Annotated in this window: 17 protein-coding genes; 6 read left to right on the top strand and 11 right to left on the bottom strand. The window is 73.4% G+C overall.

What is annotated here, in order from left to right; all coding sequences use genetic code 11:
* Positions 1–9 precede the first annotated feature (9 nt).
* Positions 10–1389, top strand: coding sequence for an 8-oxoguanine deaminase (locus PYR72_RS12655; RefSeq protein ID WP_275455432.1), 1380 nt, complete (start codon positions 10–12; stop codon positions 1387–1389).
* A gap of 114 nt (positions 1390–1503) precedes the next feature.
* On the opposite strand, the gene PYR72_RS12650 is transcribed toward PYR72_RS12655, so the two are convergent.
* The 5 genes from PYR72_RS12650 to PYR72_RS12630 form a co-directional block, all read right to left on the bottom strand.
* Positions 1504–3702 carry an alpha-N-acetylglucosaminidase gene (locus PYR72_RS12650; protein ID WP_275455431.1) on the bottom strand — a complete coding sequence of 733 codons (2199 nt, stop codon included), beginning with the start codon at positions 3700–3702 and terminating at the stop codon, positions 1504–1506.
* Positions 3703–4154: 452 nt separating this feature from the next.
* Complete coding sequence (locus PYR72_RS12645) at positions 4155–4577, bottom strand: acyl-CoA thioesterase (protein ID WP_275455430.1); 423 nt, start codon at positions 4575–4577, stop codon at positions 4155–4157.
* Positions 4578–4660: 83 nt separating this feature from the next.
* Positions 4661–5314 (bottom strand): hypothetical protein, encoded by a 654-nt coding sequence (locus PYR72_RS12640; RefSeq protein ID WP_275455429.1) that lies wholly within the window; start codon positions 5312–5314, stop codon positions 4661–4663.
* A 45-nt stretch (positions 5315–5359) separates the two neighbouring features.
* Positions 5360–5959: a histidine phosphatase family protein gene (locus PYR72_RS12635; RefSeq protein WP_275455428.1), complete on the bottom strand. Its 600-nt coding sequence runs from the start codon at positions 5957–5959 to the stop codon at positions 5360–5362.
* Between the two features lie 9 nt (positions 5960–5968).
* Entirely contained in the window at positions 5969–6538 is a 570-nt protein-coding gene (locus PYR72_RS12630) for an HAD domain-containing protein (protein WP_275455427.1), read from the bottom strand.
* 98 nt (positions 6539–6636) lie between these two features.
* Here PYR72_RS12630 and PYR72_RS12625 point away from each other — a divergent pair, with 98 nt between their 5' ends.
* Positions 6637–7290 carry a class I SAM-dependent methyltransferase gene (locus tag PYR72_RS12625; protein WP_275455426.1) on the top strand — a complete coding sequence of 218 codons (654 nt, stop codon included), beginning with the start codon at positions 6637–6639 and terminating at the stop codon, positions 7288–7290.
* Positions 7291–7361: 71 nt separating this feature from the next.
* Here the strand turns inward: PYR72_RS12625 and PYR72_RS12620 are convergent, their stop codons facing one another.
* Entirely contained in the window at positions 7362–8570 is a 1209-nt protein-coding gene (locus PYR72_RS12620) for a pyridoxal phosphate-dependent aminotransferase (RefSeq protein ID WP_275455425.1), read from the bottom strand.
* Between the two features lie 95 nt (positions 8571–8665).
* On the opposite strand from PYR72_RS12620, the gene PYR72_RS12615 reads away from it, so the two are divergent.
* Positions 8666–9298, top strand: a complete 633-nt coding sequence (locus PYR72_RS12615) for a winged helix-turn-helix transcriptional regulator (RefSeq protein ID WP_275455424.1) — start codon at positions 8666–8668, stop codon at positions 9296–9298.
* A 263-nt stretch (positions 9299–9561) separates the two neighbouring features.
* Here the strand turns inward: PYR72_RS12615 and PYR72_RS12610 are convergent, their stop codons facing one another.
* From PYR72_RS12610 to PYR72_RS12600, 3 genes are all read right to left on the bottom strand, one after another.
* Entirely contained in the window at positions 9562–10377 is an 816-nt protein-coding gene (locus PYR72_RS12610) for a hypothetical protein (protein ID WP_275455423.1), read from the bottom strand.
* The gene (locus PYR72_RS12605; protein ID WP_275455422.1) at positions 10377–11657 is read right to left on the bottom strand and encodes a VWA domain-containing protein; all 1281 of its coding nucleotides are present in this window, start codon (positions 11655–11657) and stop codon (positions 10377–10379) included. Before PYR72_RS12605 ends, PYR72_RS12610 begins: the two co-directional genes overlap by 1 nt.
* A 178-nt stretch (positions 11658–11835) precedes the next feature.
* On the bottom strand, positions 11836–13338 hold the full coding sequence (locus PYR72_RS12600; protein WP_275455421.1) for an IucA/IucC family siderophore biosynthesis protein: 1503 nt from the start codon (positions 13336–13338) through the stop codon (positions 11836–11838).
* Positions 13339–13602: 264 nt separating this feature from the next.
* On the opposite strand from PYR72_RS12600, the gene PYR72_RS12595 reads away from it, so the two are divergent.
* A complete protein-coding gene (locus tag PYR72_RS12595) occupies positions 13603–15240 on the top strand; it encodes an IucA/IucC family protein (protein WP_275455420.1) in 1638 nt (545 codons plus the stop codon).
* A gap of 20 nt (positions 15241–15260) precedes the next feature.
* Here PYR72_RS12595 and PYR72_RS12590 read toward each other — a convergent pair whose 3' ends face one another.
* A complete protein-coding gene (locus PYR72_RS12590) occupies positions 15261–16133 on the bottom strand; it encodes an aldo/keto reductase family oxidoreductase (protein ID WP_275455419.1) in 873 nt (290 codons plus the stop codon).
* Positions 16134–16272: 139 nt separating this feature from the next.
* Here PYR72_RS12590 and PYR72_RS12585 point away from each other — a divergent pair, with 139 nt between their 5' ends.
* Complete coding sequence (locus PYR72_RS12585) at positions 16273–16707, top strand: helix-turn-helix domain-containing protein (protein WP_275460396.1); 435 nt, start codon at positions 16273–16275, stop codon at positions 16705–16707.
* Positions 16708–16786: 79 nt separating this feature from the next.
* Here the strand turns inward: PYR72_RS12585 and PYR72_RS12580 are convergent, their stop codons facing one another.
* Positions 16787–19660, bottom strand: coding sequence for a LuxR family transcriptional regulator (locus PYR72_RS12580; RefSeq protein ID WP_275455418.1), 2874 nt, complete (start codon positions 19658–19660; stop codon positions 16787–16789).
* A 249-nt stretch (positions 19661–19909) separates the two neighbouring features.
* Between PYR72_RS12580 and PYR72_RS12575 the strand changes: the two genes are divergently transcribed.
* The gene (locus tag PYR72_RS12575; RefSeq protein WP_275455417.1) at positions 19910–22798 is read left to right on the top strand and encodes an AAA family ATPase; all 2889 of its coding nucleotides are present in this window, start codon (positions 19910–19912) and stop codon (positions 22796–22798) included.
* Positions 22799–23003 lie beyond the last annotated feature (205 nt).

Raw genomic sequence — 23003 nt, 5'->3', positions numbered from 1 at the left:
GGGCCCACCATGACAGCACTTCAGCGCACCGTGATCGAGAACTGCTCGATCGCGACCGTGGACGCCGACGACACCGAGTACGCCGACGGTCATGTCGTCATCGCCGGCAACCGTATCGAGTCGCTCGGCGCGGGCCGGGCCCCCGAGGGCCTTCCGGACGTCGTACGGCGTATCGACGCCACCGGCCACCTGGTGACACCCGGCCTGGTCAACACCCACCACCACTACTACCAGTGGATCACCCGGGGCCTGGCCACCGACCACAACCTCTTCGACTGGCTCGTCGCGCTGTACCCGACCTGGGCGCGCATCGACGAGGAGATGGTCCACGCGGCGGCCCAGGGGTCGCTCGCGATGATGGCCCGCGGTGGCGTCACCACCGCGATGGACCACCACTACGTCTTCCCGAAGAACTCGGGCGACCTGTCCGGGGCGATCATCCGCGCCGCCCGCGAGACGGGCGTCCGCTTCACCCTCGCCCGCGGCTCCATGGACCGCAGCGAGAAGGACGGCGGACTGCCCCCGGACTTCGCCGTCGAGACCCTCGACGGCGCCCTGGCGGCGACCGAGGCCACCGTCAGGGAGCACCACGACTCCTCCTTCGACGCGATGACCCAGGTCGCCGTCGCCCCTTGCTCGCCGTTCTCCGTCTCCACCGAACTCCTGCGGGAGGGAGCCGAGTTGGCCCGCCGCCTCGGCGTACGGCTGCACACGCACGGCTCGGAGACCGTCGAGGAGGAGCAGTTCTGCAAGGAACTGTTCGGCATGGGCCCGACCGACTACTTCGAGTCCACCGGCTGGCTCGGCGAGGACGTGTGGATGGCGCACTGCGTCCACATGAACGACTCCGACATCGCCGCCTTCGCCCGGACGAGGACGGGTGTCGCCCACTGCCCCTCGTCCAACGCCCGTCTGGCCGCAGGCATCGCCCGCGTCCCGGACATGCTCGCGGCCGGCGTCCCGGTCGGCCTCGGCGTCGACGGCACGGCGTCCAACGAGTCCGGCGAACTCCACACCGAGCTGCGCAACGCGCTGCTCATCAACCGGCTCGGCGCGCACCGGGAAGCGGCGTTGAACGCCCGCCAGGCCCTGCGCCTCGGGACGTACGGCGGCGCCCAGGTCCTCGGCCGCGCCGCCGAGACCGGCTCGCTGGAGGCCGGCAAGCTCGCCGACCTGGTGCTGTGGAAGCTCGACACCCTCGCCCACGCCTCGATCGCCGACGCGGTCACCGCGCTTGTCCTCGGTGCGGCGGCCCCGGTCACGGCCTCGTTCGTGAACGGCCGTCAGATCGTCGAGGACGGCAGGCTGTTGCACGTCGACGAGGACGCCATCGCCCGCTCCACACGGGAACAGGCCCGGCGGCTGGCGCGGATCGCCGCCGGGGCGTGACCCGTCGAACTCCGGTCGAGGGGGACGGCCCTCGGCCGGAGCCGCGGACCCGCGCGGTCCGCGGCCGCGGTCTCCGGGGCGCGACGAACGTACGCCCCGGAGACCGCCCACCCGTCAGGCGAGCGCCGCGAGCCGGTCCCGGACCCGCGCCGCGACCGCGTACGTGTCCCCGGCCGGCTCGGTCGCGAGCGGGCCCGGGTTCCGTGCCCAGCGGTCCTCCAGGGCGAACCAGTCGATCTTCTTCGGTGCCCGGCCCTCCGCCAGCGCGGCCCGCAGCTCCTCGAAGTACGTCGCCCAGCGCAGCCGGTACAGCCCGCCGACCAGCCCCGCCCACTCCCGGTTGGCGTAGTCGCGCAGTCCCGCGTCCGCGCCCTCCCGCGTTCCCCACACGGTCAGCAACGACAGGGCGTCGTACGCCAGCTCCGTCCGCTCGCTGGAGCCCACGGCCCAGGAACGGGCATCGGCGACCCAACGCCCCAGCAGATGACGGGAGTCGGTGGCCACCAGCTCGTCCAGCAGATCCATGAGGGAGAGCCAGTCGCGGCTCGCCCCCGCCAGCCGCGCGGTGTCCTTGGTGTCGTAGGCGGCCTTGATCTGCGGCAGCATGACCCGGCTGCGGTTGGACAGCGCCTGACGGGCCACGTCGAGCAGGTCGCGGCGGTAGGCGGACGACTCCCTCAGCTCCGCCCGCACCTTCAGCATCTCACCGAGCGCGGGCTCGAAGTCGGCCGCGCCGTAACGGAGTTGCTTCGGTGACCAGCGGCCGGCCCGTACGGCGGTGAGTGCGGGCCGGGAGCCGAACAGGCCGTCGGCGCCCTCGCTCCACGAGTCGGCGCGGGTGGTGCCGTACGCGGTGCGGCGCAGGATGTCCCAGGCCGCCTCGGCGTGCGGGTCACGGGCCCCGTACCGGGCGTGCGCCCACTCGGCGAACCAGGTCTCCAGGTCCAGCTCGCCCTCCCGCCAGGCCAGTTCGGAGAAGAGGGCGAAGGCGGCCGGGTTGTTGTCCGCCGCCTCCGGCATCAGGGCGATCCCGTGCAGGGTGCTGCCGTCCTTGGTGCGCCACTTCTCGTAGAGCGCGGCCCAGTCGGGGGTGTTCGCGCCGAGCGCGGTGTGGCCGCCGAAGTTCCAGATCGACCCGAAGGCGTACGGAGTGCCGCCCCAGTCGGCCTCCCGGTCGGTGACCGTGGGGAAGCGGTCGGAGAGCCCGTCGACGACGAGCATGTGCTGCTTGTCGACGGCGTCGACGATCGCGCGCGGCGGGTTGTGCTGCCAGCCGAGCATCACCCAGGTGGCTCCGGGATGCGCCCGCTGGAGCGCCCGCTCGACACCCTGGGCGGCGTCGGCGACGGGCACGTCCCCCGGGTCGCCCCCCTCGTGCAGCAGATCCATCTTGTACAGGGCGGACGGGCCGAACATCTCGTCCTGCGTCCGGTAGAAGGCCGCCGCCACCCGCGCGAACTCGTCGGTGCGCGGGTCCAGCCAGTCGGGGCGCGCGAAGCCCATCCACTGGCCCTGCGGCACGGTCCGCGCCCCCGGCACCCGCTCGGCGAACCCGGCCGGGACCGTCCCGAAGTAGCCAGGGAACACCGGGAGCATGCCCAGCTCGCGCACCCGGTCGGCGATCCGGCGGCCGAGGCCGGCCCGCGCGTCGAGGAGCTGCCGGGAGACGGGGGAGGGGAAGCCGGACAGGTTCTGCAGCAGCCACCACGGCTGATGGGCCGGGCCCGGCACCCACGCCCGCAGCTCCTCCTCCGTGTACCCGAACTCCTGGAACACCCGGTGGTACAGCGCGTCCGCGCCCGCGTAGACCAGGACCTCGTTGTAGCCGTGCAGCGCCAGCACGTCCAGCTCGCGCTCCCAGTACGTCCAGTCGAGGTAGGCGCCCGTGTAGCCGTCGTTGGTGTCGTTGAGCGCGAAGCGGTGGGTGACGTTGGCCCGGCGGCCGACCGTCCCGTCGAGGCCGGGCAGCTCGCGCGGCAGGAGGTCCGTCTGCTCGCCCGCCCAGTTGATCTCGGCGTACGCGATGTGCCGCAGGTACCAGTTGAGACCGGTGAGCTGGGTGGCCGGGGTGTCACCGGCCACCGTGATGCGCCCGGTGCTCCCCGACACGCGGAAGGTGTCGTGCTCCCTCCCCTCCGTGAAGGTGATCTGCCGCCAGTGGTCCGGCAGCAGCCGCCGGGCCGCCGCCGAGGCCGTGCGCAGTGCCCGGTCGGCACGGGGTGTGTCGTCCGAGGGGAACGCGCGGGCCGGGGCACAGGCCACCGCGGGACCGGCGGCGAGGGCGGCGAGCAGGGCACGACGGGCGAGCGGCATGGTGTCTCCGGGGTGCGGTGGGGGTACGCCGTGGCAGGAATACCCGCCGAAACCGCACTTGTGCGCAGACATGCGGCCACACGGGGGAGAACCCGGCATGAACGACTCCTTCCGTACCGGCGGGACCGCCCGCCCGCGGGCCCCGACGGGACCGCCGATGGCGACCGGGCGGCGGGACGACCTGACGGCCGGGTGACCTGCCGGCGGGACGACCTGACGACCGGGTGACCGGAAGACCGGAAGACCGGGAGGGCCGGGTGACCGGACGACCGGAATGGCCGGGTGGACGGGGGGACGGCCGGTGGCTGACGGGCCGTCCGGCCCGTTCGGCCGCCCGTGGCGCGGAGCCCCGGCGTCGGCGGTGGCGACGGCCCCGTCTCCGGACGCCCCGAACGGGTTGTGCCGCTCGTGCCGGGCCGAGGCGCGCGGACCCGTCGGCGGCGGGCGTACGGTCACAGACCGAACAGCGTGGGGTCCTTCGCCAGCGTCCGGAAGTACTCCCCGGGGTCCGCCACCAGTTTGCGGAGCTTGAGGTCCATCAGGCCGCCCACGCCGGTGATCTCGGCCGCGACGGTGCCGTCCGTCCGGCGGACCGTCTGCTCGATGCGGAACGTTCTGCCCTCGCCCCAGACGAAGACGCACGTCACCTCGACCTCGTCGCCGGCCAGCAGTTCACGCCGGTAGCTGATCGTCGTCTCCAGCGCCACCGGCCCCACACCCCGCGCCATCAGGTCCGCCTGGCGGATCCCGGCGGCCTGCAGCAGCGACCAGCGCGCGTGCTCGCCGTACTGCAGATACACGCTCTGGTTCAGGTGCCCCTGCACATCGGTCTCGTACCCCCGCACGGTCACCGGAACGGAAAACGGCTCGGCCATGACTTCCCCTGCCTGACGCTGAGGCGAACACAACGCCCACCACCTTACTGAGCGCTTGCTCAGGGAGCGTGCGGGGCCCGCCTCTACGCGCGCCTCGGCGAGGCCAGCAGATACCGCTCCCTGGTGCGCGGATCGGTGTGCTCGCTCACCTGCCAGCCCGCACCCTCCAGCGTCGCCGCGCAGGCCGCCAGCGCCGCCGGGTCGGGCTCCCGCACGGCGACGGCCTCCGGCTGCGGAGTGGCCCGCACGCGGTAACCCCCGCGCGCCGGCGCCGGGTCCGCGTCCGCCGGCCGGTGACCCGCGGCCTCCAGGGCCAGCGCGGCGGCCCGCACCAGATGGGTGCGCTCCCAGCCGCAGGGGCGGTCCGTGACGCCGCCCGGATTGGTCATCCGGCGCAGCTCCAGGAGTCCCTGCCAGGCGCTGTGCACCTCCCGGTCGCGGGCCGGGCCACCGGCGGCGGCCTCCTCGCCGCCGACCCGGGCGGCGAAGACACCGGCCCCGGCGGGCGCGGTGCCGGTGTCCTTCGGCGCCGCCTCCGGGGCGCCGGCCGGTGCCGTCTCCCGTACGCGGTGCCCGGCCGGCGTCAGGAAGTGGCCGTGCGGCGGCCGCGGATGCCGGAAGGCCAGCCCTCGTTTCACCAGCGCGGCCAGCTGTGCCTCCGTGCCCGTCAGCCGTCCGGTCACCGGCTCGGCCGCGTCGATGATCCGCCGCTGGGCGGCGGTCGGCGGTCGTGTCACGGCACCCTCCCTCACCCGAACCCGCTGAGCACCCCACTCGGAAGGCTACGAGGCGGGTCTGACATTCCACCCCGCGACGACCGGACGCCCGTGCTCCGTGCCGAGGCGGCAGACCGTGCCCGTGGCCAGCTGGAACAGCGCGCCGCCGGAGGCCGGCAGGCCGAGATAGCGGGCCGTGAGAACGCGCAGGAAGTGCCCGTGCGCCACGAGCACCACGCTCCCCTCGGTGTTCCCCAGCGCCGCGTGGGCCTTCTCCAGCATCCGGTCCGCGCGCGCCCCGACCTCCTGCGGGCTCTCCCCGGGGTGCTCCGGCGGACCGGGCGCGACCCCGTCCGTGAACAGGAACCAGTCCGGCCGCGTGCGATGGATCTCGACGGTCGTGACGCCCTCGTACCCGCCGTAGTCCCACTCGACGAGATCCGCGTCGACGCGCGCCCCGGTGAGCCCGGCCAGCTCCGCGGTCTCCCGGGCGCGCTTCAGCGGGCTCACGAAGACGGCGCCGACGCGATCGGAGCCGAGCAGCGGGGCGAGGCCGCTCGCCTGCTCGCGGCCGCGGTCCGTCAGCGGGATGTCGGTCCAGCTCGTGTGCTGCCCGGACGCCGACCACTCGGTCTCGCCGTGCCGCACCAGAAGAAGATCACCCATGTCCCCAGGCTACGATCCCGCCCCGCCGATGCCCGCCGTGCCGCCGCCCAGGGCGCGCGCCCACCGCTCCAGCTCCCTGAACTCCTCCTCCCCGAGCCCTCGGCGCGGATCGATCCGCAGCAGCAGGGCCGGGGTGCCGTGGTGCTCGGCCACGTGCCGGACGTCGAGGTCGGTGATCATGTCGTCGACCCAGACGAACGGCCGCCCCGCCGCCCACGCCAGGACCTCCCGGGTCTTCCAGTAGAGCCCGTCCGCGTCCGGGGCGAAGAGGTTGCCGAACTCGATGACCGGCAGATCGCGGGGCAGCCCGATCACCGGCCCGATCATCTCGTTGGCCTCGTGCATCCAGGTCGTGGCCCACGCCAACTCGTAGGGCAGCGCGAGCAGTCGCTCCCCGTGCGCCGGGTTCAGCCGGACCCGGAGGCCCCGGCGCAGCCGCCGGGACCCCGGTTTCTGCCGCGCGGACCAGACCGAGGGATGCAGCCGGCGGGTCACGTAGCCGCGTGGGCGCCACCACCGGGCGCCGAAAGGGTTGAGGGGACCGTCGACGTCGAGGAGGAGCAGGGGCCGGTCAGTCATGGGGGAGGTCTACCCATGCCGGGGCGGTCCCCGCACGTCCCGGCGACGGTGACGTCGACGGCCGTGCCGCCGACCGCTGTCGCGCTACTGTCGCGGGCATGACCGCACACGATGCCTTCGGCGCCACCCGGGACGCCTACGACGCCGTCGCCCCCACCTATGCGCGGATGTTCGCCGACTCGTTGCGGGACAGCCCCCTGGACCGCGCGATCCTGGGCGCCTTCGCCGAGGTCGCGCGGGCGAGCGGGGACGGCAGGGTCGCGGACCTGGGGTGCGGGCCCGGCCATGTCACCGCCCATCTCGCCGGGCTGGGGCTGGACGCGTTCGGTGTCGACGCCTCGCCCGCGATGATCGAACTGGCCCGGGAGGCCCACCCCGGCCTGCGGTTCGAGGTCGGCTCGATGGCCGCGCTGGACCTCGCGGACGGTGTGCTCGGCGGCGTCCTGTCGCGGTGGTCCGTCATCCACACCCCACCTTCCGAAGTCCCGCTCCTGCTGGCGGAGTTCCACCGCGTGCTGGCGCCCGGGGGACATCTGCTCATCGGCTTCTCGGCGAGCGAGGGCCCGTCCCGCCCCACGCAGGTCTTCGACCACACGGTCGCGCCCGCCCATCGCTGGTGGCCCGATCACCTCGCCGCGCTGCTGCGCGCGTGCGGGCTGGCCGAGGTGGCCCGGATGGTGTGCGAGCCGCAGCCCACCGACCGCAGACAGTTCAAGGGGATCCAGCTTCTGGCCCGCAAGACCGAGGAGTGACGTGGGTCTCCGGGGCCGGCATCCCCGGCACGGCGGACGCGTGCGGCCGGGGCGGCTACCGACCGGGGTTGCTACTGCCGGTACCCGCTCAGGAACCGGCCGATCCGGCTGATCGCCGCGTCCAGGTCGTCCGCGTGGGGGAGGGTGAGGATGCGGAAGTGGTCGGGGGCGGGCCAGTTGAAGCCGGTGCCCTGGACGACCTGGATCTTCTCACGCAGGAGCAGGTCCAGGACGAACCTCTCGTCGTCGTGGATCTTGTGGACCTTGGGGTCGAGCCGGGGGAAGGCGTAGAGGGCGCCCTTGGGCTTCACACAGGAGACGCCGGGGATCTCGTTGAGCTTCTCCCAGGCCACGTCGCGCTGTTCGTACAGGCGGCCGCCCGGCGTCGTCAGCTCGGTGATGGACTGGCGGCCGCCGAGCGCGGCCTGGATGGCGTACTGGGCGGGCGCGTTGGCGCACAGCCGCATGGAGGCCAGCATCGTCAGCCCCTCCAGATAGTTGCGGGCGTGCTGCCGGGGGCCGGTGACGACCAGCCACCCGGAGCGGAAGCCCGCGACGCGGTAGGTCTTCGACAGGCCGCAGAAGGTGAGCACGACCAGGTCGGGGGCGAGCGCGGCGGCCGAGTGGTGCACGGCGTCGTCGTACAGGATCTGGTCGTAGATCTCGTCGGCGAAGACCATCAGGCCGTGGCGGCGGGCGAGGTCGAGGATGCCCTCGATGATCTCCTTCGGGTAGACCGCGCCGGTGGGGTTGTTGGGGTTGATGATGACGACGGCCCTGGTGCGGTCGGTGATCTTCGACGCCATGTCGTCCAGGTCCGGGTACCAGTCGGCCTGTTCGTCGCAGAGGTAGTGCACCGCCTTGCCGCCGGCGAGGGTGGTGACCGCCGTCCACAGGGGGAAGTCGGGGGCCGGGATCAGGATCTCGTCGCCGTCCTCGATCAGCGCCTGTACGGCCATGGAGACCAGCTCGGAGACGCCGTTGCCGAGGAAGACGTCGTCCACGTCGACGTCCAGGCCCCGGTCCTGGTAGCGCTGGGCCACCGCGCGGCGGGCCGAGAGGATGCCGCGCGAGTCCGTGTAGCCGTGGGCCCTCGGCAGCATCCGGATCATGTCCTGGAGGATCTCCTCCGGTGCCTCGAAGCCGAAGAGCGCGGGGTTGCCGGTGTTGAGGCGCAGGACGCTGTGGCCCGCCTCCTCCAGTGCGTTCGCCTGCTCGATCACGGGTCCGCGGATCTCGTAACAGACCTCGCTGAGCTTGCTCGACTGCCGGAACTCCATGCGCTCTCGCCCTCCGGTTCGTGATGTCGCCTGGTTCGCTTGGTTTTACCAAGTAGACGCTTGGAAAGTCCAACGACTTGTCTAGACTGCGTCCCATGTCACCTCGCCGAAGCTACGACCAGTACTGTTCCGCCGCTCGGGCACTCGACCTCGTCGGTGACCGCTGGACCCTGCTGATCGTGCGGGAACTGCTCGCCGGGCCGCGTCGCTACACGGACCTGCACGCGGACCTGCCGGGCGTCAGCACGGACGTCCTCGCTTCGCGGCTGAAGGACATGGAGCGGGACGGGGTGTCGACGCGGCGGCGGCTGCCGCCGCCGGGGGCCGCGTACGTGTATGAACTCACCGACCGGGGGCGGGCGTTGCTGCCGGTGCTGCAGGCGCTCGGGGAGTGGGGGGAGGGCGCGCTCGGGGAGCGGCGGCCCACCGACGCCGTACGGGCCCACTGGTTCGCGCTGCCGCTGCTGCGAGCGCTGGGGGGAGCGACCGCCGGGGTCGTCGAAGTCCGGCTGGAGGAAGGGGAGTTCCATGTGCGGGTGGGCGCCGGGGAGGGGCCGGTGTACGGGGAGGGGGCCGCGCCGGGGGAGGCGGACGTACGGCTGACCCTCGACACGGACACCTGCGGTGCGCTGGGCCGGGGGGAGCTGGGGTTGCGGGAGGCGGTGCGGCGAGGGCTGGTCGAGGTGATGGGGGAGGGGGCGCTGGCCAAGGAGCTGCGGGACGCGTGAGGTCCGTCGTCGGCCGCGGCTCCGGTGGGGGCTGGTCGCGCAGTTCCCCGCGCCCCTGAAAGCAGGGGCTGCGCCCACTGCTTTTCAGGCCCGCAGGGCCGTTGGCTTTCAGGCCCGCAGGGCCTGGGCTTTTAGGGGCGCGGGGAACTGCGCGACCAGCCCCCACCGGGGCGCGGACGGAATCGAAAGGGTCCCGGGCTCGGCGCCCTACAAGCACGGGGCCCGCCGACCCGGAAGGGTTCGGCGGGCCCAGAGGGTGACCGTCAGGCGCCCGGCGGCGGTACCCGGGCCGGGCGGCCCGAGCCCCGGGTCAGCGTGTAGCCGCCGATGCCCGCCAGCGCCGCCAGCGCCGCGCCCAGCGCCGTCCACACCCAGCGGTCGCTCCACCAGCCGGAGGCCCACCCGTCGTCGGGTTCGAGCGAGGAGAGGACGGCCTCGGCCGAGGAGTCGTCCTCGGCCTCGTCCCGGGCCGAGGTGACGGCGATGCCGGGCACCAGCGGCTGGGCCAGCGAGCCGTCGACGGCCGCGGCACCGCCCATGTCCTTCGACTCGACGCCGACCTCGGCACCGACGGGCAGCCCCAGGTCGGCCGTGGCCAGCCGGATCGTGGTGAGACGGAGGTAGTACGTGCCCGGCAGCGGATCGTCGGCCCACGGCTCCGACCAGGCGCGCACCGTGCGCAGGGTGCAGGACAGCTCGACGGAGGCCGCCCCCGCCCCGGCGGTCCGGGTCTGCGCCCCGTACTGGCACGCCTGGCGGCGCCGCAGTCCGTCGTACACGTCGATCTGCCAGGTGGAGGAGGACTCGGCGCCCTCGGGCAGCTTCACGGTCGCCCGCACGGTGGGCCGTTGCCCCGCGTCGGCCGGGAACGACCAGTAGAGGTAGTCACCGGTCGAGGCGTTCGCCGTCGCGGTCTCCCCCTGCTCGAACTCCGTGGCCGTACGGAAGGAGGTGCCGGCCTCCGTGGGCGCGTCACCGTCCTTCGCGGGGCTCGCGGAGGGGGTGGAGTCGGCGACCGCCGGGGACACGGCCAGGCCGAGCATCAGCAGGGCCGCACCCAGCACACGTGTGATCCGCATCAGTTGGTCCTCCAGACCGCGACCCGCCAGCGTGACAGCCAGCCCCACAGCACACCCGCCAGGAACCCGACGAGCACCAGCACACCCAGCAGCCACCAGCCGCGGCCCAGGCCGAAGGAGGCCACGTCGGCTGCCTGGTCGGGACCCTCCACGACGTCGACGGTGATCTCGAGCGGCAGACCGGGGGTGGTCTTCACCCCGCTCGCCGGCGCGTAGGAGTGGGTCACCTGGAGGCACACGGTCTCGGCGGCGCCCTCGTCCGCGGAGTCGTCCGCGTCGTCCTCGGCCTCCGCCTTCGGGTAGCGCAGACCCGTCGAGATCATGTCGGTACGGCCGTTGCCGGCCGCCTCGCCGCGGACGATCTCGCGGTTCCCGGCGGTCACCGCGCGCAGCAGCACCCCGTAGTCCGGGTTGACGTCCCGGTCGGCGGCGACGCTCACCGAGGCACGCAGCTCCTGACCGGGCTTCACGTCCACGCGGTACCAGCGCTGCCGGGCGAACTCCTCGCGGTCGGTGTACAGACCCGAGGTGAGCTTCGGCGCGTTCGCGCACGCCTCGGCACCCTCGACGGCCTTCGGCACGACCACCGGGTCGGCGGCCCGGTCGACCAACTGGTTGACACGGTCGGTGAGTTCGTCACGGTGCTCGATCGAGGTGTACGTGCCGCCGGTCGCCTCCGCGATACAGCTGAGCTGGACGCGCAGCTTGGCGTTCGGGACCAGGCCGAGCGTGTCGATGGTCAGGCCGATGCCCTTCGCCGCGATCTCGCGGGCCACCTCGCACGGGTCCAGCGGGGCGCAGGTGTCCTCACCGTCGCTGATCAGCACGATCCGCTTGGTGCCCTCGCCGCCCTCCAGGTCGTCGGCCGCCTTCAGCAGCGCCGGGCCGATCGGGGTCCAGCCGGTCGGGGCGAGCGTCGCCACCGCCGTCTTCGCCTCCGTACGGTCCAGCGGCCCCACCGGGTACAGCTGCGCGGTGTCCTTGCAGCCCGTCCTGCGGTCGTCGCCCGGGTAGTCGGCGCCCAGGGTGCGGATGCCGAGCTGCACCTCCTTCGGCGTGGCGTCCAGCACCTCGTTGAACGCCTGCTTCGCCGCGGACATGCGGGACTGGCCGTCGATGTCCTTGGCCCGCATCGAACCGCTGACGTCCAGCAGGAGGTTGACCTTGGGCGCGGTGGCCGAAATCTCGTCGGCGACGGCCGTGGTCGGGACCGCGATCCCGGCCGTCAGGACGGCGAGCAGGACGAACACCCCTGCCGCCAGCCGTTGTCTTGTGATCATCGGCGGATCCTATTGATCCGGAGGGTCACGCTTCAAAACGAGACCGCCTGTTGACGATCCGTTCACCGGGCGCACGGCGGGCGGGCGCGGCCCCTGCGGACCTTGTCGGTCACCGCAGGCGGAACTCGCCGGTCACCGCAGGCGGAACTCGCCGGTCACCGCAGGCGGAACTCGCCGGTCACCGCAGCGGACTCGCCACCTCCGCCCAGATGTCACCGGGCCGCTCCGGCGAAAGACGCATCAGCGTCAACGCCTTCGTCGGTACCGGCCCCTCCAGCAACGTACCCAGATCGGGTGTGTGCGGCAGATCCCGCAGGGCGGCGGACAGCGCCTCGCGCAGCACCGGTGTCGAACCGGCCGTGGCCCCCAGCGTGCCCGTGATCAGGGCGCCGAACAGCTTGCGCCGCAGGACGGTCTCGTCGTCCGTGATGATGCGGCCGGACATCGCCGGGGCGGGGACGCCGTGCCGGGCCAGGCGCGCGGGGCTGACCCGGATGTCCGCGAGGTCCCGGTAGACGAGCCGGCGGGGGGCACCCGAGGGGGACAGGACCACCAGGAGGTTCTGGCCGTGCGCCTCCAGGGCCACGCCGAGGTCGAGCAGCCGGAGACAGACGGTGAGGGCGAGCCGGGCGAAGTCCGCCAGCCAGGACGGCGACCGGGGCAGCTCGGTCGCCGCGAGCGCGGCCACCGGCAGGACCCGTTCGCCCGTCGCTGTGTCCGCGTACGTCTCCGGCGACTCGCGCAGCACCGCCGCGAGATCGGGCGAACCGGCGGTGACCGCGCCGAGGGTGCGCGTGACGTGCAGCAGCCCCTCGGTGCGGGCGGCGACCTCCGTCATGAAGTCGGACACGATCGCCGACGTCTCGATCGAGTAGACCGAGATGTCCCGGACGGACGAGGTCAGCCGGGCGCTCAGCGCGGTCTTGACGTGCGGGCCGCCGTCCGCGAGGGCCAGGGTGCGCAGGGACATCAGTGGGTGCGCCTCGATCACCTCCCCCGGCGGGCACTTGAGGACATGAGCCGCCTGCCACGGATGCACCGGCACCAGCACGCGTCCGCCGTCCCGGAACTCGGCCGGCCACTCCCCGACGACCAGCGCGTCCTCCACCGGCGCCAGGCCCAGCCGTACGACCTGCCGGTGCTCCGGCCCGTAGGCGAGCTGGTCGCCCGCGGAAAAACCTGGCCGGGAACGGCAGTTGGGGTGGAAGGGGTGGCCGTCGACGATCAGCTGCTCCCACTGCCAGCTGGTGGCCGGTGCGGCGGCGGCCTCCGCGGCACCGGCCCGGGACAGCGCCAGCGAGGCCGCACTGTGGTCGAGCTCGACGGCGAAGGCCGCGCCGTGCGGCACCGCGAGGGCGGCCATCAGCCGGGCCGGACGGTCGTAGGGCCGCTCGTCGCACCACACCTCCTCGGTGTGGGCGGTGGTGTCGTACGGGTCCACGGCCGGGCCGTGCAGCCGGCGGCCGTCGGCGAGGCGGAGCGTGACGCCGTCGGACCCGGCCGTGTCCCGGCGCACCACCCACGGCAGCGGCTCATGGACGAGGCCGCGCCACAGCCGGGACAGCACGGCCGCTCGGGCGCCGGGCAGGGCGGTGGTGTACGGCAGCACCAGATCGGGGCGCACGGCCCCCAGTTCGGCGCCCAGCGCCGCCTCGGTGTCGGACAACGGGTGACGGTCCACGGAACGGGCTCCTCGGTTGAGGGACGGGCACGGAACCCGCATCGGCATCGACATCGGCGTACGACCCCTGCCCGCCCGCCACCGCCGCGACGCCCCACGGTGGCACGGCGGGAGCCCCGCACGGCCGCTTCTCGACGCCGACGCGCACGGTCCGCCCCGGGCCGGGACGGACGGGGGCGCTTCCCGCCGGAACCGCCCCGGACGGCTTCGCGACCCGGCGCGACGGGCAGACATACTGATCACGAGTGCACCGTAAGGAACGGAATGGACCCCGTGGACACCGACCCGCCTCGTGACATCCCCGGCCCGCCCGGCGCCGCCCCCGATCCCGCGGCCCCCGACCTGGCCCGCGCCGCCGACGCCCACGCCGCGGCCCCGCTGCTCAACTGTCTGCTGCGGGAGGCGGCCGAGCCGGTCGGGGAGTCGGACGGGGGCGTGGTGCACCGGCTCCGGGCCGGAGGGCGGCTGCTGCGGGTGCGGGGCACCCGGCGTCCCGCGCACCCCGAGGTGCGTGCGGCGGGGGCCTGGCAGCCGCTCGGCCACACCGACCTCGTCAAGCTGGCCGCCGAGGAGCTGCGCGCCCTCACCGGCCTGTCCGACTCCGAGCTGCCCGCCGAGATGCTCGACAGCCGCGAGGCCGTGGCCGCCCTGCTCGCCGCCCGGGCCCGCACACCGGCGCCCGAGGACCTCTACCGGCGCTCCGAGCAGTCCCTGATCACCGGGCACCCCTTCCACCCCGCCCCGAAGGCCCGCGGCGGCGGTCCGGTCGCCGGCTGGCTGCCGTACGCGCCGGAGGCGTACGCCGCCTTCCCGCTGGTCCTGCTCGGGGTCCGTGAGGACGTGGTGGTCGAGGAGGGCGACACCAGCGCCCTCGACCGGCTCGGCGCGGCCCCGCCCGGCTACCGCCTCCTGCCCGCCCACCCCTGGCAACTCGACCTGGTGGGGGAGGAGTTGGCCGAGGCGTTCGCGGACGGCCGGCTCGTACGGCTGGGGAGGACGGACGCCGAGGTGTGGCCGACGGCCGCGATCCGCACGGTGTACGTCCCCGGAACACCCGCCCCCGGAACACCCGCCCCCGAAGGACCCGCCCCCGGACCGGCCCCCGGGACCCCGGACCTCTTCCTCAAGTTCAGCCTGGACGTGCGGATCACCAACGACATCCGCCGTCTGTGGCGCCATGACCTGCTCAGACTGCGCCGGACGGACCGGGCGGCCGCCCGTGCCTTCGCGGACGGACCCGGCGCCTGGCTGAGCGACCGCGGCCACCGCACCGCCGACTTCGCCTTCGAGGAGCTGGCGGTCCTGGTCAGGGACGGCCTGCACGACCGTGTGCCGCCCGGCACGACCCCCCTCCTCGCCGCCGCCCTCACCGAGGACACCGACGTCTTCCCGGACAACCCTCTCGCCCGAGCCGCGGACCCCGACGCCTGGTGGGAGGCGTATCTGCGCGCGGTGATCCCTCCGGCCCTGGCCGCCTTCCACGGCCACGGTGTCGTCGTGGAGGCCCATCTGCAGAACACCCTCATCGCCTGCGACGCCTCGGGAACGCCCGTCCGGGCCCTCTACCGGGACGCCGAGGGCGTGAAGCTCCTCCCGGAGGTGACGCGCGAGGCGGGCTGGGAACGCCTGGTCTACTGCCTGTTCGTCAACAACCTCCTGGAGATCGCGGCGGCCCTGACCGAACACCACCCCGGCACCGACCCCTGGCCGGCCGTACGACGGCAGCTGGCCCACCACGGCGACGTACCGGAGGCCGCCGGCCTCCTCGACTCGCCCACCCTGCCCGGCAAGACGAACCTGCTGCTCAGATGGACGGGGGCGGACGGCGCGGACGCACGCTACCTGCCGCTGCCCAACCCGTTCGGGCGCCCACCGGGCCGAGGCGGGCCACGGCCCGCCTGAGCCGTTCAGGACGGTGGAGTTCAGCGGCCGATGTCGTCCAGTTCGGTCAAGTCCTCCTGCGAGAGGGAGAGTCCGGCGCCGGCGATGTTCTGGCGCAGGTGGGCCGTCGACGAGGTGCCGGGGATGAGCAGGATGTTGGGTGATCGTCGCAGCAGCCAGGCCAGTGCGACGGACATCGGTGTCGCGCCCAGGCGGGCGGCGACCGTCGAGAGCGCCGAGGACTGCAGCGGGGTGAAGCCTCCGAGAGGGAAGAAGGGCACGTAGGCGACGCCGTCGGTGGCGAGCCGGTCGATGAGCTTGTCGTCGTGGCGGTGGGCGAGGTTGTACAGGTTCTGCACGCACACGATCGGCGCGATGCTCTGTGCCTCGGTGACCTGCTCCTCGGTGGCGTTGCTGACGCCGAGGTGGCGGATCAGGCCCTGCTGCTGGAGTTCGACGAGTGTCCCGAACGCCTCGGCGAGCGAACCGGGCTGGGGGCCTTCGGCGTTTCCGAGTCGGAGGTTGACCAGGTCGAGTGCGTCGAGCCGGAGAGAGGTGAGGTTGTCGTGGACCTGGCGGCGCAGATCTTCGGGTCGTCGGGCCACCGGCCAGCCGCCCTGTTCGTCGCGTGTCGCGCCCACCTTGGTCACGATGTGCAGCGACTCGGGGTAGGGGTGCAGTGCTTCACGTATCAACTCGTTGGTGACGCGCGGTCCGTAGGCGTCGCTGGTGTCGATGTGGGTGATCCCGGCGTCGACCGCTTCCCTCAGAACGGTCAGGGCGCCCTCGCGATCGGCGGGCGGCCCCATGACCCACGGGCCGGCCAGTTGCATGGCGCCGTAGCCGAACCGGGTGACGGTCAGGTCACCCAGGGTCCAGGTGCCGCCCGGAAGGGAGAGGAAGGGGCTGCTCATCGTGGTGCCTTTCGTCGTGCACTCGGGGGTGGCGTCTGCTGCCTGCCTGCATCAGCATTGGAGAGAAACTTCCTGTCGGGAAGTAGGCACTTGAAAGTGCGTAACCCACCCATCGGAGAGAGCGCGATCAGTGACGACGATGAAGCCGGCCCAGAAGCGGGCCCAGGCCAAGGCCGAGTACGACGCGTTCCTGGCCGAGTGCCCCAGTCGGCAGCTACTCGACCGAATCTCGGACAAGTGGGTCGTCCTGATCCTGTGTGCGCTGGGCGGCGAGAACAGCCCTGGTCGGCCCGGCGCAGCACACACGGACGCCCCGAAGGCGCTGCGTTACTCCGAGATCGCCCGGCTTCTGGCCGGCGTCAGCCAGAAGATGCTGACCCAGACGCTCCGCTCACTGGAACACGACGGCCTGCTCACCCGTACCGTGACGCCGACGGTCCCCGTCACCGTCACCTACGAGCTGACCGACCTCGGCTGCTCGCTCCACCACATGACGCGCGGGCTCAGAGACTGGGCGCAGACGCACATGGCCGAGGTCCTCGCGAACCGTGAGAACTACGACTCTCGCAGCTGAAGGGGTTGACGGGGCGGCCGCCGCGCTTCGGTGCCGACGCGGTGCTCGTGCGTGCCCGGTGCGGCTGCCCCTCACGCGGTCAGATGTCGTTGCCAAGGGTGCCGTTCAGCCAGGCGGCGGCCAGTTCTGCCCGGGAGCGGGCACTGGTGTGCTGGAACAGCCGTGTCAATCGCTGTTCCACGGTCTTGGTGCTGCAGTCGAGTTCCGCCGCGATCTGCCGGTTGGTCGCGCCGTTGCTCACCATGCGTACCAGGGTGATGTCGGGTTCGGTGAGCTTCTGCCGGGCTTGGCGGGGCCTGGGCAGGGGAATCCCGCGCAGGTGTGCGACGCGAGTGACGGCGGTGCGGAAGGGGCGCCCGAGGGCGAGGCTTTGGGCGTCGCGCACGGCCTCGGTGAGCCAGGTGCGGGGGTCGTCGGCGATGCGTGCCAGGCACATGCCGGAGACGACGCCCAGGTGGACGTCTCCGCGACGCCGGATCGAGCGGTGGGCGGTCAGCGCGCTGTCGGTGTCGTGACGGCTGATACCCCGGGCGATGAGAAGAGTCTCGTACGTCATGGGCGTAGCGGCCTCTTCGTGCAGGGTTTCCAGTTCCTCCAGTGCCCGCTGAGCCAGGGACGACCGGTGCCGCCGGGCGGAGAGCGACAGGATGCGCAGCAGAACCCGCTCGATGCCCGCGAGTTGGCCGTTCTTGCGGGCCTGCCCGGCGTCGCTCCAGGCCCTCTCCAACGCCTCCTCCTGCCGGCCCGACCGGTAGGGGAGGGCCAGGCGGGCGCGTGTCGCCAGAGGATAGCCGAGGGTGTCGGGGACCAGATCGAGCCATGCCCGGGCGCGTGTGAGGTCCCCGCGGGCGCCGTGAATCTCCGCGGCCAGCACACGTGGCAGGTGCGGGTCGCCCGCCGTGCCGTGGGTCCGGCAGCGGACCTCGATGCGGCGGGCTGTCGTGAGCGCGGCGTCCCAGTCCCCCGCCAGGTAGTCGCGCACCATGCCCTGGTACTGGACGGCGACGCCGTCGGGGGCCGCGGTGTACCGGTCGCCGAGAACGGCCGCGAGCGCGCCGGCGAGGTCCGCGTACGCGGCGGCGTGGCGCAGCCGGTCCAGTGCCTGGTCGTCGATGGCGTCGGGAGGCAGGTTCCGCCGCGCTCGGCCGAGTTCGGTATGGCTGCCCACCGCGGCGGCCGCCAGTCGCAGTTCGGCGGGTGAGGGCAAGGGCGTACGGCGGCGACCGGGGTCGGCGTGAGGGGTGGGGCCCGCAGTTGTCGCAGGCCGGGGCATCAGTGGGCCGATGCCGTACAGGCCGCCGAACGCCACCAGCCCGGCCGCGGACGGGAGTCGGCCGGCCGTCCGCCCACGATGGAGGGCGCGGTTGCCGTCGGTGTGGAGAACGCGGTGTTCGTGCAGCGCCGCCCACGTCCATGCGGCGATGACGCCCTGCAGGCCGGATGGTTCCTTCCCCTTCTCGGTGCGTTGGGCGCGCGGGGTGTCCGCGTGGGCGAGCAGCGGTTCGGCGAGGGCCAGAAGTCCGGCGTGGTCGCCGTGGAGCAGGCTCAGCTCGCTCGCCTCGTGGAGCACGTCGGGGGTGCGCTCGTCCTGCGGTGCGAGCCGGCGAAGCGCCGCCGCGTAGGCGCGGGCCGACCGGGGCCAGTCGGCCCTGGCCTCCTCGCGGGCCGCGGCGAGTAGCAGCGGTATCGCGAGTTCGTCGTCCACGAGCGGGCCGGAGGCCGCGACCCGGTCGGCCAGCCGCGGATGGCCGCGGCCGGTGGCCTCGGCGCCGAGCCGGTCCGCCAACCGCGTCACGTACCGGGCGGAGTTGCCCTGCACATCGCGCTGGACGGGCAGGGCCCGCAAGGCCGCGGCGAGCGCCGGAACGGCGAACGACAGCCCGCCCCGCGGATCGGCGGTCAGGACGCGGTCCGTGATCAGGCGGTCCAGTGCGTCCTCAAGGGCTCGCGCGCCTGCCGACGGCGTCATCCTGAACGCGTCGTCGATGTGCACGTCGGCGTGGTTCAGCACGTGGGCGGTGACGATCGCCGCGTTGAGGGTCGCGGGGTACGGAAGCGACGGGCGCCGCCCCCACCCGAGGAGGAAGGCATCCTCGGTGGTCAGTCGCAGCAGCTTCTCCGCACGCGTCAGACACATCCGGCCGTCGAGTTCCAGCACGTCCTCGCTGCTGAGGGTGCTGAGGACCGACAGCACGGCGCGCGGGTTGCCCGCCAGTGTGCCCAGGGCTCGCGCCACGGCGTCCGCCAGCGGGGGGTCGGCCGGGTGGTGGAACCGCCGGGTGATGTGGAGGTCGACGAGCGCGGCGGCGTCCGTCGGCCGTAGCGGCGGCAGTTCGAGGACGCGGTCGGCCGCGGCTGTCAGCCCGGCCGGACCGTGGTCCGCCGGGGGGCGGGGCCTTCCGGCCATCACTACGGGGACGCCGTGCGGGCGGAAGATCCGCAAGAGGAGTTCCAAGGTGCCGGCGATGCGCTCCGGCATGCGCTCGACGCCGTCGACGACGAGCGCGAAAGGTAATCGGCGGGCCGCCGCGGCCAGTGCGTCGGAGAACGCGGCCAGTCCGTTCACGCCGCCCTTGCGCGCCGCGGCTGCCAGCCGTGCCCGGTGGGAGGCGGGCAGAGGCAGCAGACAGTCGTCGGGGTCGGCGAGGAACAGGCCGCTTCCGACGGTGACGACGATCGCGTCGGCAAGAGCCGTGGCGCCCTCGATCGGCGTTTCGTCCGACGCCGTCCCCGTTGCCCCTTCGGGGTCCTCGTCGTGCCAGCCGAGCCGGAGCACTGCGGCTCCGTCCCGGAGCGCGGCACGTCGCGCCTCCTCCAGCACGGCTGTCTTGCCCATGCCCGCCCCGGCGACGACCAGCACGACGCGCGCCGCCTCCCCGGTGGTGCGCAGGGTGTCCGCCAACGCGCGGACGACGCCTTCTCTGCCGATGACCGTGTCACGCCGGTCCCGCATGGTGCCACCTCGTTCGTCTCGCCCCGAGAGGAGAGAGGGCACCCGTCCGCTCGCCGTTGTCCTGCCGGAGCGGAGATCAATGTCACGTTCAGCAGGGCGAGTCGGTGCGGAGAGGACTTGGCAGTTCACGCGCGATGGCGCCGCTCATACTGGCAGCGCACCGACGAAGGGCCGGGCGCGAGCGCACGGCCGGTGACAGTGTGTCATCACCCGTCGGGCGGATCTCCGAGACGAAGGATGTACGCGACAGTGGCTGCGTGGTGGTCGGGCACCGACGAACTGGTCCGCTGGGGCACACCGGCCCGTATGGACCGTACCGACCGCCGGCTGCTCGGCCGCGAGGACGAGTCGGCGCAGATCGACGCCCTGCTGGGCGACCCCGAAGGCCCGCGGCTGGTTCTCGTACGAGGTGAACCCGGCGTGGGCCGAAGCGCGTTCCTGCACGCGGCGGGTGAGCGCCTGGGAGCCCGGGGAACCGCCGTCCGCACAGTGCTCTGTGCTTCCGCCGACGGTGAGCGGCCGCTGCTGCTGGTGCTGCGCCTGCTCATGGCACTGGAGGAGTGCCCGTCCGGCCCGGAAGAGCACCAGGCGGCGCAAGGGCCGGTCGCCCGGGCCTTGTCGGCCGTCGACCGGCGGGATCGGTCCGCGATGGAGACGCTGTTGCGCACCGCTCTCGACCGTGGCGCCCCGGTGGCGGTCCTGGTCGACGACGTCCAGTACGCCGATCGCGACTCTCTGGACGTGCTCAGCCGGATGGAATGGCCTCGGGGCGCTCCCGATGCCCGGTTGGTGATGTCGGCGGCACGGCACGTCGTACCGGGCGGGGGCGGAGCGGTGGACCGGCCGGCGGGCGTCGAGGGTGCGCGCACGATCGTCCTGGGCCCGTTGGGAACGCACGACATCACCGAGCTGGCGGCGCGGTGGTTGCGGGCCGAGCCCGATGCCGCCCTGGCCGGGCGGACGGCCGCACTGACGCGCGGGGTTCCGGGGGCGGTCGACGCCCTGCTCACCGGCTGGACCCGCCGGGGCGACATCCGCATCGCCGACGGTCACGCCTTTCTCGGTGCGCGGGCCCAGGTGCCGGTGCTGTCCGACGACGACCGGTACGTCGCGGCACTGGACCGGCTGGGCGGGCCGTCGCGCGCGGTGGCCGCCGCGCTGAGCGTTCTGGGACCGCTCGGCCCGGTGGCCCTTGAGCTGACCGCGGTCCGGACCGGTCTGTCCCCCGCCACCGTCGGCGACGCCGTCCGCGGTCTGGTCGAGGCGGGCATCGTCGACGAACTGCCCGGACCGGGCGGAACGGCCGCAGGGGGCTGGGCCTTCCGTCTCCCGCTGACCGCGCACACCGTCCGGGAACGGCTGAGCCCGGTGGAACGCAGCCGGCTGTCCGCCGCGGCCGTGGAGGTCCTCTGGGAGTCCACGGACTCGCCGGGCACCGGACCGGCGATGCTCCGGGCGCCGGGCCTTCTCGACGGGACGAGCGAGCCGGTCTACCGGGCCGACCGCATCGCGGAGGCGGGCAGCCTGGTCGACCGGGAACGCGCGGTGGCGGAACTGACGGCTGCCGCCCGGCGGATGAGGCCGGGTACGGACGACGGGCGGGTCCTTCGGTGGCTGCAGGCCGCCCGTGATCTGACCGAGCACGCCGACGCCCGCGATCCCGTCCTCCAGCAGTACGCTGCCGCCGCCTACTCGGCGTGCGACCACTCCACGGGCCGCGCTGTCGGGGAGCTGCTGCTCCGCGACCCCGGGCCGACGCTGGACGAACTCGACCTCCAGGAGGCGGCCTGCCTGGTCGTGGCGGTCACGGCCGGCCAACGTGACCGGCCCACCGTGTCCCGGCTCGCGACCGCCCACTGGTGGGACGGACTGCCGGTCCCCGCCCTGGCCGGGGTGACCGGCCGGGCCCTGGCCCTGTGCCACCTCTCACGATGGCGGGAGACGGCGGAACTCCTCGAACGCACCGAGGAGGTGTGGAACACGAGCCCCCGTGCCCGCGTGACACCCACCGTTCTCCGCGCCCTGGCCGACCTGGCCATGGGCCGCCCGGAACGGCACCTGCAGGCACTGGCCATGACCGATGCCCCCGAGCTGCCGCCGGGCAAGGTGTACTCACTGGCCGGTGACCTGTTCGACCATCTGCTCACCTCCTACGACCTCGACGCGGCCCGCACCCTGCTCCAGACCGTCGGCCTGCCCGTGGACGTGCTGCCCCCGCTCAGCAGGTTCCTGTACGACCACGCGACCGGCCGGTGGGACCGGGCCCTGGAATCGGCCCGCCGGCTGCTGGCCAACGGCGAGATCCGTTCCACCCCGGCGTCGGACAGTTCCCTGCTCCCGGCCCGCACGGCGGCCGTGCTCCTCGCCCGAGGCCGTGTCAACAGCGCCCTGCAGACGGTCGAGGACACGCGCGCCCCCGACGGCAGCCCGCCTCAGTGCGCACTGCACGCGTCCGAGGCACAGGCGCGCCTGCTGCTCGGCGATCTGGACGTGGCCGAGAGGACACTGCGCCACGGCCTGGGCACGGCGCGGGCGCACGGTCAGGTCCACGGCACGGACGAACTGTGGGCCCTGCTGGCGGAGACGACGACCCGGCTGGGTCGCGCCGCCGAGGCGAGCGCCTGCCGTGAGCACCTTCAGCGGATCGCCGCCCGGACCGGCAACGACCGGTCCGGTCTGCTGCACCGGTTGGTCTCGGCCCGCCTCCCGCGACCGGACTCGCTCGACACCGCCCCTCGCGACCTGCGCGAGGCCGTGGACCTCGCCCGTGTCCGCGGCCTGCCCTTCGAAACGGCGACCACCCTGCTCACGGCCGCGACCGCGGGCGCGGTCCCGGCCAGGCTGCTGCACGAGGCGTACGAACTGTTCGGCACGATCGGTGCCGCCCTGTGGCGCCACCACACACGGACCGCCCTGCGTGCGGCCCAACTCCCCGTCCCCGACCGGAAACGGACCACCTACGAGAACGACCACCTCCTGGCCACCCTCATCGCCGAAGGGCTCACCAACCACCAGATCGCCGGCGTCCTCCGGCTCAGCGAGGACGCCGTCGCCCAGCGCCTGTCCCGCCTGTTCAGCCGCACCGGCCTGCGCTCCCGCACCGAGGTCGTCACCGCCGTACTGACCGGCTCCTTCTGACAGAGCCCGCCGGTGTCAGGGACCTGGAGCCGGGCGTCCGCCGGTTCGCGTCAGTTTTCCCTGTACTTAGCCTGTGGAGCGCCCACGAAGCGGAATCGGCTGTTTCCCCGTGCCACGATCGTGTGTGTCGGCAGCCGGTGAGGCGTCGGTGGAGCAGCAGCGAGGCTCCGCACGGCACTCCGCGGTCCGCCGCCGCGCCGATGAC

This window comes from Streptomyces sp. VNUA24 (assembly GCF_029167005.1).
In the GTDB taxonomy this organism is placed as follows: Bacteria; Actinomycetota; Actinomycetes; order Streptomycetales; family Streptomycetaceae; genus Streptomyces; species Streptomyces scabiei.
This window is presented reverse-complemented; position numbering and strand designations above follow the sequence as displayed.